Genomic DNA, 12,890 nt, shown 5'->3' with positions numbered 1-12,890 from the left:
GGCGGGTTGAGGAACTCAATTGACGGGCAAATTAATAAATGTCATACAAAACCCGCCCTTCCCCCGTATTGAACCTAACCGATAACCTCAATCCCAAATCCACTCACGGTTAAAAAAAGGGCGGGTTTTGTTGTTTTGTTTAAAGTGAGTCTACTCATTTAATCCCTAAACCCGCCCCTACATGATATGATAAATCTTTCAAAATTTTTAATTTTCCCCACCGACTTAGGGGAGTGGTTTCTATCAATCAAACACACCGATAGCTATTACTATTGACAACGGTTGAGATAGATGTTAGCCACTTGATCTTGAGGATTGACCCGCATCACCTCAGCAAAGCGTTTTTTCGCCTCAGCAAACGCCTTCAAGTTATAAAAATACCAGGCTTCGGTAAAGGTTTGTAACGTGGCTAATTTAGCAGCTTTAATCTCAGGTAAATCTGCATCAAACACTTCATAAACGGTTACCAATTCCGATTTTCCCTTCACCTTCACTTTATCAATCAGGCGAATCGCATAATTAGTCGGATCAGATAAACGGGAAAATGTATGATGAGAAATTAATAAGGGGACTTGATAATATTTAGTCAACCCTTCAATACGAGAGGCTAAATTCACCGCATCACTAATCACCGTGCTATCCATGCGCGAGACTCCACCAATAGTTCCTAGCATTAACCCTCCCGTATTAATCCCAATTCCAATCCGGATAGGAGGATAGCCAGAATTCTGTCGATGTTGATTATAGATCCTCAGTTGGTGTAGCATAGCAATTCCCGCCTTAACCGCATCATCAGCCTGACCACTAAACAGTGCCATAATTGCATCACCAATGTATTTATCAATAAAGCCATTATGGTCAGTAATCGCTGGCTCCATGCGCGACAAATAAGCATTAATAAACTTAAAATTGTCCTCCGGCGTCATCGTTTCCGATAGCGTCGTGAAGGAGCGAATATCCGAAAATAGGATTGACATTTTCTGTTGGACATTATCACCAAACTGAACATCGACAATACTGTCCTTATTCAAAAACTGGAGAAATTGACGCGGAACAAACCGTTCATACGCCTGATTCAGTTCTGCCAAACTGCTATAGAAACGGGCATTTTCAATCGATGTGGCGGCTTGCGCGGATAGGAGACGCAACAGTTCCAATCGGTTAGCTGTAAATGCTCCCGTCGTCAAATTATTTTCTAAATAGACAATTCCGCTCAGTTTTCCTTGGTTAATCAACGGCGCACAGAGAATTGACTTCGGCTGTTCTTGCTGAATATAGGAATCTTGAGTAAATTGTCCCTCATTTAAGGCATCATTTAAGACGACAAGTTCCTGAGTTCGAGCCACATAATTAATAATGGTAACAGATAAAATGTGCGTCTGTTCAATATCAGTAGACTGTAAAACCTGAATTTGATTACATTCCGCATCAGGTTGACCCAGAGTATTCACTTGTCCCTCGGCTTCAATCCGTAATCTTCCTTTAGTTTCTAAAATAAGGAACCCTTTTTGCGCTCCCGCATTTTCAATTAAAATCTTCATCAACGCCGTCAGTAATTTATCCAGCACAATCTCACCGGAAATCACTTGCGCGGCTTTCATGACTGTGTTTAAGTCCAGAAAATCTGGCGATTTATTCCGGCTTTGCGTGGTTGTGGTCACTATCGAGCTTTTTGGGGAAACTCCGGCTGAATCATTGCTATTGACTTTGGTAAACAGCCATTGGGAATAGCGGGATTCTAACTGTTTAACTTTCGCCATGGCTCCCCATCTGCTATAAACATAGTGAGCTTTTTGTAAATAGTTTTGGGCAATTTCTTCCCGACCTAAGCGTTGATAAAACTGACTGGCTCGTTCATACGCCAAAGCTTCCTCATGAAGATAGCCCTGTTTTGTCGCACTCCGAATCGCCCGATCATAATACTCCATCGCTCGAATAATTTTGCCGCCGACTCCCGCCCGTTCCGCCTCGACTAAATCATATTTATGCTGAAAGTTACAAGGAGCATGTTCCGCCCAATGTCGCATCGTTTTTTGCTGTCTTGCCACTTTGCTCAGATAGCGTCGGCGTTTGCTGGGACTGGCTGAATGACATAGCGCTAACAGAACTAAAGATGAGTAGAAATTGGCTAAAACACTATTTAATAAGCCCTTAACGCTCCCTTTATACTTTTCAGCCAAAAAAACTTGAGTTTCGGCGGCTTCATCATTGCCAAACAAGTAATAAATGAATAATTTTGCCCAATAAACGGATAAAATTGAGAGCTGATTATTCGCTTGTAATAAATCCGGCAAAACCTGATCAAAAACAGTTAAGTCTAAATGGGGATACTGGTTAGCCTCGATTAAGCATACCGATAAGTTCCGCCAAATCGTAATATAGTTAATCTGGTAATCTTGCTTAAATTGATGATTTAACTCCAGGTGTTGGGCTTGTTTTGATTCCACCTCAGCCAAGGGAAGTCCCACAAAAAATGAATAGGTACAATAATTTACGGTACAATGACAAGCATATTCAATATCACCCTGTTCAATCGCCCTTTGAATTGTATCCAGTAACGGATTTAGCGTTTTTCGTGCTGGCTCTTTCCAGGGACGGACAAAGGCATTAAATTGCTGCTGAACTTTGGCTTGTACGTCTTTGGCATTAAACCGCTCTAATAAAGTTAAGGCTAATTGACCAAAACGATAGCCTTGATCAATGGTTTCTTGTTTGCCACACAACAGTAAACTGTAAACACTATAGGCATAAGCCGCTAGTGATGAATTGCCATAGCGAATACAGAGATTCACCATAGTGAAAATAAGCGACGGTAACCAGGAGGGTTTGGCAATATAAGCAGGTGCCATCACGGACATCAAAATTCGCAAAGCTGCCAATTGAGTGGGTTGAGTCATTTCTGGCAAATCGGCTAACGCCTCAACCGTTTGATAAACAGGAGGCGTTTTAGTTAGCGGTATTTCTAGTAGGTTTAAAACCTGCTTTGCCGTTTTGATAGCGGACAGCATTTGATTTTGAGAACTATCGAATAAAATTTGAATTTCATAGACCTTAACCTTATGAATTAGCGTTTCCGCCTGGTTTAGCACAACATTGGTTAGGGTTTGGGCGGTTGCAAAATCAGTCAATAAATATGCCACTTCAATGGCTTCCATCGACAAGTTTAAAGTCAACTCATATTGCACCTGCCAACTGTCTGGCGGAAGAAGTTCTCGACCGATTGTCAAGTACTTCATCGCCGCTTCATAAGCGGTTGCGGCTTTGGCTTTTTGACCTGCCCAAAGATTCAATTGAGCTAATTCATTCTGTTCTTCAGGAGACTGGATTAACTCAATACTAATATTCAGATGATTGACAATATTAAAAAGAGCCTCTGATAACTGGTCTTTGGGAGTATTTTGCAGTAATAACTGACCCACCCTATAGTGAATCGCTTGGCATTGGTCTTGAGGAATTAATGAATAAGCCGTGTGCTGAATTCGGTTGTGAGCAAATTTGTATTGGATGGTAAAGTTTTGACGTTCTATATTGTTGCTTAGGGAGGCAGGATTCGAGGCTAAAAGTTGAGGCTTATGTAACAGAACTTCAGTAGTATTAGATGGACGGATTAACTTGTAGGATTCACCCAAAGGCACAATCAATCCTTCAACAACTGTCTGCCATAACTGCACGGCTGTTTCGGACTGCGATTCGCCTAACGCTAAGGCTAATGGTTTGAGTTCAAAGGAATTGCCCAAACAAGCGGCAAACTGTAAAACCCGTTGCACCTTTGGCGATAAGGTTTGAATCTTATTGACGAGAATGGCGACAACATTATCCGTAAAATTTTGGGCTTGAATTTTGGCTATATCCCACTGCCACGTTCCGCCTTGAGAGTCAAAGATGACGATTTTTTCTTTATATAAATAGTTTAAAAACTCATTGACAAAAAAAGGGTTTCCGCCGGTTTTTAACTGGACTAATTCAGCCAGGTGCTGGGCATGATCTGGGGAACATTTGAGCGTTTCAGTCACCAATTGGATAATGCTCATTAATCCCAAGGGCGCTAAAACAATCTGATGGATAATTGTTCCGCTTGACCGGATAGTATTGAATGTTAACAGTAAGGGATGGGATTCACTCACCTCATTGTCACGATAAGCACCAATCATAAACAGCCCGCCGATGTGGGAATCAGCCTCACCCGGATTCGAGGAGTTCATCAACCATTCCATCAGTTTCAACGAAGCCCTATCCGCCCACTGTAAATCATCCAGAAAAATGACTAACGGATGTTCAGGTTTGGCAAAGACGCGGATAAAGTTTTGTAGAACTAATTTAAAGCGATTTTGCGATTCTGTGGGGGGTAAACTAGGAACTGGAACTGGCTTGCCGATAATTAGTTCAACTTCCGGAATGACATCAATAATGATTTTAGCATTCACACCTAAAGCCGCTAAGAGTTGGTTACGCCATCGGCTTAGTTGAACTGTGGTTTCAGTTAACAGATGTTTGATTAATTCTTGAAACGCTTTAATCACGGCTGAGTAAGGACTATCCCGCTGATATTGATCAAATTTGCCGCGAATAAAATAGCCCCGCCGTTGGGTAATGGGTTTATACAATTCCTTGACTAGCGCTGACTTACCGATACCGGAATAGCCAGATACAACTATCATCTCTTTGGGGAGGTGTTGAGTGTGTAGGGGCGGGTTTAGGGGATTTTGTGTCGCCGTTGACAATAACTTTTGTTCAACACCCACCCTGATTGAGTTTGGCGTTGGGTCTCCGAATAAACTACGTCCAGTAACCCGAATAAAGGTGTCCAGTAGAGTTTTAATTTCTCGTTCTCGACCATACAGTTTTTGGGGGATTTGAAATCGCTCAGAAATATCTTGGCGACCGAGGGAAAATAGTTCAATTTTTCCCTTTGTTTCTAATTGCATTAAACAAATGGTTAAATCCGATTTTAGCCCCCAGGCACTTTGATAGCGGTCTTCTGCATTTTTTGCCAATAATTTCATCACGATCGCAGAGAGGGCGGGCGGAATCTGCGGATTAATTTGGTGAGGCGGAATCGGTTCTTTCGCCAGATGAGAATGGACTAATTCTAGGGGATCTTCGGTTTCAAAGGGAAGGTGATGGGTTAGCAATTCATAGAACGTAACCCCTAAAGAATAAAAATCAGTACGATAATCCAGCGCCCGATTCATTCTGCCGGTTTGTTCCGGTGACATATAGGCTAATGTGCCTTCTAAGACGGAGGGATTTTTCAGGGTTGGATTTTCTCGCGATAAAACCGTGGCAATGCCAAAGTCAATGATTTTCAGTTGTTCGGTTTCGGGATTGAAAACAATGTTAGCGGGGTTGATATCTTTGTGAATAATATGGGCAGCATGAATTCTACCTAAGCTTTCGGTGTTGCGAATGGCGATACTTAAGAATTCTTTGAGCGTAAATCCCCGTTTTTGGAGTAAGAGTTTTAACGAGGAACCGCCAAAATCTTCAAAAATAATCACCAGGGTGGTTTGATAGGGTTCTAAGCTATAGGCTTGAACCACACCACCAAAATTGAGGGAGCGCGTAATTTGATATTCTTGTTGATAGCGGTTAATTTCTGCGGGCGTAGGATAATCTTGTTTGAGAACTTTGAGGATCACCGACTGCTGATCCGATTCTCGGATACCACGATAGACTAGAGAGTTACTACTTTCATAGATTTGGGCAAGAATCCGACAGCCAGCAACGGTAACCATAAGGGGAGATGGGGGGGAAACACTGAGAGGATTGGTTAAAGTTACCCAGGAGGGGTTTGGTTACCAAGCCTCTACTGCAACAGACGAGATCCGGCGGGACATTGAATCTCTGTAGAATCGGCTGACGGTGGAATTGGCATCGGCGGCGGTGAGGTAGCGGCTTGTTCACTCTGACAAATTCCAGAGACGGTTGTCTCAAATCCATCAACGGTGGTGACAAATACCGCACCAATATAGCTGGGAAGTCCCTCATCTTTGGGATGTGCCGTAATCGCGACACTCTCAGCGCGATCGCCTGATGGCATAATTTGGTATGTGTACAAGGCGGTTTCTAGGTTTGTGGCAATTTCTAGCTGTTCGAGGGTATTGGCAAATTGACGATTTTCTAGATAATACACTTGCTGGGCGCGATTCAAGAGGCTGATATACTGCATCGGAATCGCTTGGCTGGATCGGTTGGCGCTGGTTTCCAACTCAATCACCGAAATATCTTCAGGTACGGTGGTATCATCCGATGTCTTTGCCAAGAGTAACGCTGTATCACTAAACGCCGTGGGTCGAGGTTCTCCCGGCGTAACATCTTTAAATTCTAAGCGCAGCTTCCCCTCTGGGGTTAACTCAAAAATGGTCAAGGCAATTTCATCCGGTGTGAGTGCCATATCCAGATGCATCGGTTGAGTCGCCGTCTGAATTTGGTAGCCTACCTCGATTGCCACAGCCGATCCATCTTGAGCGGGTAAGATAAAAAATAATTGGTTATCGGGGGCAAAAATTAACTGGATTGATTCCCCCGATGCCGGATCAGTGGCTTGCCATTCCCCGATTAATTGCTGAGTAACCGCATCCGTTGGCGATCGCATCTCAGATCCAGGGGATGGATTATCCGGTTCAGATTGCGCTTGAGAGGGAACACCACTACAGACAAGCAGGGCTAAAAGAACGAATATCAAACGCGATCGGTACAACTTAAGCAATAGAGAAACAGGATTAACCATAGCCATCCAACCCAGCAACTGATTGATTGGATTTTAACAAATGAACTCTGACCAATTCATCAAAGGTATAGCACTACGCACACACGTTAGGACATAAAAGAAAAATTAAAATCGCTCAATCCCTTATAAGGTAAGCTTTTTTCTTCACTATTGCCTATTGCCTATAGAAATGACAAAGGACAAATGACAAAGGACACTTACGTCGCCACCCACCCCGAAAACACCCAACCACCATTAGCCAGTCGTATCCAGTTCCCCGCCGTCTGATCCGTAGTTGCGATCGCAGCGCCATCGGCTACAGTATCAACAACCCGATACCCTAAACCGGGACCCGATCGCACATTCAAGGGACTCCCATTTGTCGTCACCACGGCGGTATCCCTTGCTGGTGTTGCACCGCCCCCTTCACCGACGATCCAGCGAGAGGAAACCCAGTTGCCATTTGCCAGTTGAGACCAGCCACTAACATTACGACCACTGAGGCTAACGGTTCGGTTATCGGCTACCGTACCCACCACACGATACCCCAAACCGGGACCCGATCGCACGTTGAGGGGATTGTTATTGGTGTTAACCACGGCGGTATTCGTCACGGGAGTCACACCTCCCCCATTCCCATCCTCGCCATATAAAGCGGTTAACGTCGTCGGTCCAGCAATCCCATCCGGCGTCAATCCCTCAGACGCCTGAACCCTTCTCACAGCGGCTTCGGTGAGGCGACCATAATAGCCAGTGACGGGTCCGTTATAAACCCCAACCTCTTGCAATCGATTTTGCAGATTAGTTACGGCTGTCCCCGTACTACCAGGACGTAAGACAGCGGATGGAACATCACTATCGCCATTCTCAGCTTCACCTGCTATCCAGCGAGAGGAGACCCAGTTGCCATTGCTGAGTTGAGACCAGCCATCGGCATCAAGACCACTGAGATTAATAGTAGTGCCATTGGCGAGAGTGTTCACCACGCCATACCCCAAACCGGGACCCGATCGCACATTTAAAGGACTACCATTCGTATTCACCACCGCCGCCCAAGCGCTACTGGTTACGGTTAAGGAAGACAGGGCGATCGCCAATGCTAATCCCCGAATCCAGGCTAAACTCGGTGGTTTCCAGTCAACCTCTGACTTAAAACCAGACCCATCAGCACTGAACTGGGACTGGGGAATCCGATCATCGGCTTGGGCGGAGAAATGGGTATAGGCTAGGGTTTCCATCAGAATACCTCACGGTTCGTTTATCGCAGTGATGAACCTTTGAGAGCGTCATTTGTCCTTTGTAAGGGTTTGAGGTTTGTTGACAAAACTTAGTAGGGTATCTTTTGTCCGACGACTTACAGAAGTAGTTGGGGATAGCGAAACGACGACGGCTGGGTTCATCTAATATAATTTTAGAATTTTCTTTTCTAGTAGTATTATTAAGGATAATTAAGTGGACTAACTTCCCTCAAAAGAAAGATTTCAGTAGTCAGACAAAATTGTGGGGATTGTTATTCGTCATTCGTCAAAACACTGATTTCACAGATTTATTGGGAAGAGTGGGGTGGGGAAGTGAGAGGGTAGTGACACTGATTACACTGAGTCACATCCGGGTGAAAACCTTCCCCTACAGCTTCCCCAGCTTCCCCTGCTCCCCCTGCTCTCTAACCCCACCACCACACCGATTCAGCAGCCCCTATTTATTTGTCGTGGGAGGGGAATGAAGATTATAGTAACGGTTAGCCCCTCTCTATCCATTTTGCTATTTTATTCTTATGGCTACCGCCACTTGGACTCGCCGCCATGTCCTTTCCCTGGAAGATTTTACATCGGCTGAATACGATACCCTCTTACAAACAGCCGCAAGCTGTCGGGAAGTTCTCTCCCGGCGCACGAAAAAAGTCCCGGCTTTACAAGGTCAGGTGGTGGCGAATATGTTTTTTGAACCCTCAACCCGCACCCGCAGTAGTTTTGAACTCGCCGCCAAACGGTTAAGTGCGGATACCCTGAATTTTGCACCAGGAACCTCGTCCTTGACTAAGGGAGAAACGATTCTGGACACGGCAAAAACCTATTTGGCAATGGGAGCTGATATGATGGTGATTCGCCATCGAGAAGCGGGAGTCCCCCATGCGATCGCGACTGAAATGGATCGCCTGGAAACGAATGTCGGTATCTTGAATGCAGGCGATGGTCAACATGAACATCCCTCCCAGGCGTTGCTAGATTTATTTACAATTACATCCCTATTGGATTTTGAGTATCCTCGCTTGAAACTCTTAGCCGACAAAAAAATTGCCATTGTCGGGGATATTGTCCATTCACGGGTTGCTCGTTCTAATATTTGGAGTCTCACCGCCAGTGGTGCTGAGGTTCATTTAGCCGGTCCACCCACGCTAGTTCCCCAGGAGTTTACTGAGTATGTCCAGGGAACTGGAGAGCAGAGGAAGCCGGGGAAGTCGGGGGAGAATTTTTCCCAATCCCCAATCCCCAATCGGCGACTATTTTTGCATTGGGAGGTTGAACCCGCCCTAAAAGATGCCGATTTTGTCATGACCTTACGGCTGCAAAAAGAACGCATGACTGCCCATCTGTTACCCAGTCTGCGAGAATATCATCAACGGTATGGGATTACACGCGATCGCTTGAAACTTTGCCATCCTGGAGTCAAAATTCTCCACCCTGGACCCGTCAATCGCGGTGTGGAAATTAGTTCCGAGTTAATGGATGATCCAGAATTTAGTTTAATTTCTCAACAGGTCACCAGTGGTGTGGCGGTACGCATGGCGCTGCTGTATTTGATGGGGAGTGGCAAGTCTTAATATTGGTCTTATGTCATTGGTCTTATGTCATTGGTCTTATGTCAATTCTCTACCCTATCTCCATCATCTTCCCCAGCTTTCCCATTTCCCCCATCTTCCCCTCACCACAACAAGTTTTCAGCAAGTCCTCTTTAATTTTGCTGTAGTATAATTCAGCCTTATTTCGTCGTCAACAGGTTACTTGTAAAATTTCGATGAAGATGGGGCGGGTTTTTAAAGTGTTGATGAAGTATTAATTCCTGGCTTTTTTTCTGTGTATAGTATTTTCATAAGGTACATCAATGAGTTTTTTCGTCTAGTCCTATGCCGGAATCTAACATCTACTCATCTCTCAGCGCCGCTCTACCCAATGAGCTGACATTTAGCATTCAACTCGACGCGGGTAGTGATCCGGATGCCAGTTATGTGGATATCACCATCAAAGACGACCCCGGTACAGAAAACGTACTTGAAGGGATGAATTTTGATGGATATTGTATTGATACCGATCGGGGAATTCGCCCAAATATAGACTATACAGCTAAAGTTTATTCTAGCTATGAAACCTTACCCGATGAACTAATTGGAACAGGTTTAATCGAAAAGCCAGAAAATTTAGATCTCGTCAACTGGATTCTCAATCAAGGTTTTGAAGGACAAGCATCAACTGGGAATGGCACCTATACTTCAGGGGATATTCAACGAGCCGTCTGGTCATTACTGGATGACCAACAGTCAAGCGGTGGCGGGACTTTAGGTGCTTGGGAACAAGCGCGAGTCGATGAAATTCTGGATCTGGCTCAAGACAATGGTGAAGGGTTTGTTCCCGAATACGACTATACAACCCTATTTGGCGAACAAGTCGTTGGCAAAATGGGAGTCATTCTGGTTCCAGATAGCAATAATGATGGTTTGCCAGATAGCCAAATTGTTATCGCTGAAGTTGAATTATCTAAAATCGGTGATACGGTTTGGTCCGACTGCGATGCGGATGGGATTCAGGATGGAAACGAAGCGGGAATGGCTGGCGTTACCGTCAACCTCTTAGCCGACATTGATGGTGATGGTGTAATTGAAGATGGGGAAGTTGTGGACACCACCACCACCGATGCCAACGGTAATTATGAATTTACAACCATTGCGGGTGACTACAAGGTTCAATTTGAACAACCCGATAATAAACTCATCTCTCCAGCCAACCAAGGTGGCGATGATACGGTTGACAGTGATGGCTTAGTCTCTGATGTCGTGACTTTAGATCCAGGGGAAAATGACACCACAGTTGATGCCGGATTTTATCACCCTCCCTCTTTCAAAGCCGCTTTACCTGGAATGCTGACGTTTAGCATTCAGCTTGACGCCGGGAGTGATCCGGATGCTAGTTATGTGGATATCACCATCAAGGATATCCCCGGAACCGATAATATCTTTGAGGGGATGACCTTTGATGGGTATTGCCTAGATACCGATCGCCCGATCAATCGAAATGTAGATTACACAGCGAAAGTCTATTCCAGCGGTGAACCGTTACCCGATGAACTAATTGGACCGGGTTTAATCGAAAAGCCGGAAAATTTAGATTTGGTCAACTGGATTCTAAATCAAGGCTTTGAGGGAGAAGCCTCAACTGGGAATGGCACCTATACCTCAGGGGATGTGCAACGAGCCATCTGGGAGTTAATTGATGACCAACAGTCAAATGGTGGCGGTAGTTTAGGTGCTTGGGAACAAGCGCGAGTCGATGAAATTCTGGATCTGGCTCAAAGCAATGGTGAAGGCTTTGTTCCCGAATACGACTATACAACCATATTTGGCGAACAAGTCGTTGGCAAATTCGGACTCATCCTGGTTCCAGATACCGATGGGGATTGTTTACCGGATAAACAAATTGTTATCGCTGAAGTAGAATTATCCAAATTAGGGGATAGGGTTTGGTTAGACAGTGATGCCGATGGGATTCAGGATGCTGGTGAAGCGGGAATTGCTGGCGTTACTGTCAATTTATTCGCCGACATCGATGGTGACGGTGTATTTGAAGAGAGTGAAGTCGTTGAAACCACCACCACCGATGCTAACGGCAATTATGAATTTTCCGTCATGGCGGGTGAGTACCAGGTTCAATTTGAACAACCCGACGACTATGAAGTCAGTCCCGCTAACCAAGGGGGCGATGATACGGTTGACAGTGATGGTTTAGTCTCTGATACTGTCAGTCTCGCACCTGGGGAAAATGACCCCACGATTGACTCCGGTTTTTATCAACTGGCATCTTTAGGAGATAAAGTTTTTGAAGACAGCAACGGGAATGGCGTACAAGATGCTGGTGAAAGTGGTATTCAAGACGTTACCGTCAAACTCCAGAATCCGGATGGCACAGCGGTTCTCGATGGTAATGGAAACCCAATCACTACAACCACAGATGCTAATGGAGAATACTCATTCACTGGCTTAACGCCGGGTGAGTATAAAGTCATGTTTGTCGCCCCCAATGGCTATATATTTAGCCCACAAGATGCGGGTAGCGATGATAGCCTCGATAGTGATGCCAATCCCAGCAATGGCATGACTCAAACGGTAACGTTAGAGTCAGGTGAGATTAACGACACATTGGATGCCGGATTGCTGATCCCGAATCCCGGTATTGATATTGAGAAGTTTGTCAATGAGATAGATGTGACGGATTTGAATAACCTGCCGGAAATTGCCGCCGGTACCGATGTCACGTTTACCTACGCAGTCACCAATACGGGGAATGTGGGCTTCTCTACCAGTGAAGTGATTGTCAGCGATGACAATGGTACGGTGGGTGATACCAGTGATGACTTTACTCCTACCCTCGATCTGTCCACAGATGTTGGCTCCGATGGCATCCTCAGCCCGGGTGAAACCTGGGTTTACTCCTCAGCAACTGAAGCAGCACAAGATCTGTCAAGTTCGACGACTTCTGACATCCAATTCATCTTAACCGGTTCGAGTAGCTTGGATGGTGCCAATGGCAATGTCCGTACCTTCACTCAAGATGGGGTTTCGGTTGATGTCAGCGCATTTAGTCAGAAATGGGGAACCTGGAAAAATGCGTATTTAGGTGCATACAGTGGTGGCTTAGGTGTGACGAACCGTGATGAATGGAAATTGAATCACCGAGTGGATAATAGCGGGAGTACCGATTACATCCTGTTTGAATTCGACCAAGATGTCACCGTAGACAAAGCCTTCTTGGATTATGTCGGCTGGGATAGCGATATGTCCATCTGGATCGGCGATCGCGATGGTGCGGATATCTCACACTTAAATGACAGCCTGTTGGATAGCTTCACCAAGGAAAATAACTTTACCCATCATGGACGCGATCGCTGGGCTGACTTTAATGATGCCGGATTA

At 45.2% G+C, this 12,890-nt stretch carries 5 protein-coding genes; 2 read left to right on the top strand and 3 right to left on the bottom strand.

Annotated features, from left to right (window positions below):
- Positions 1–269 precede the first annotated feature (269 nt).
- The 3 genes from RIE73_RS26285 to RIE73_RS26275 form a co-directional block, all read right to left on the bottom strand.
- On the bottom strand, positions 270–5,735 hold the full coding sequence (locus tag RIE73_RS26285) for an AAA family ATPase (RefSeq protein ID WP_446403983.1): 5,466 nt from the start codon (positions 5,733–5,735) through the stop codon (positions 270–272).
- Between the two features lie 71 nt (positions 5,736–5,806).
- On the bottom strand, positions 5,807–6,730 hold the full coding sequence (locus RIE73_RS26280; protein ID WP_446403982.1) for a type IV pilin-like G/H family protein: 924 nt from the start codon (positions 6,728–6,730) through the stop codon (positions 5,807–5,809).
- A 197-nt stretch (positions 6,731–6,927) separates the two neighbouring features.
- Positions 6,928–7,947 carry an SH3 domain-containing protein gene (locus RIE73_RS26275; RefSeq protein ID WP_446403981.1) on the bottom strand — a complete coding sequence of 340 codons (1,020 nt, stop codon included), beginning with the start codon at positions 7,945–7,947 and terminating at the stop codon, positions 6,928–6,930.
- A 536-nt stretch (positions 7,948–8,483) separates the two neighbouring features.
- On the opposite strand from RIE73_RS26275, the gene RIE73_RS26270 reads away from it, so the two are divergent.
- Together RIE73_RS26270 and RIE73_RS26265 are read left to right on the top strand one after the other, a co-directional pair.
- A complete protein-coding gene (locus RIE73_RS26270; protein ID WP_446398284.1) occupies positions 8,484–9,530 on the top strand; it encodes an aspartate carbamoyltransferase catalytic subunit in 1,047 nt (348 codons plus the stop codon).
- Positions 9,531–9,833: 303 nt separating this feature from the next.
- Positions 9,834–12,890: SdrD B-like domain-containing protein (locus RIE73_RS26265; protein WP_446403980.1), on the top strand; the 3,057-nt coding region annotated here is incomplete at its 3' end.

The organism is Coleofasciculus sp. C1-SOL-03, assembly GCF_040220555.1.
Taxonomy (GTDB): domain Bacteria; phylum Cyanobacteriota; class Cyanobacteriia; order Cyanobacteriales; family Coleofasciculaceae; genus Coleofasciculus.
Note: the sequence above shows the minus strand (reverse complement) of the source record. Positions and strands in the feature narration are given on the sequence as shown.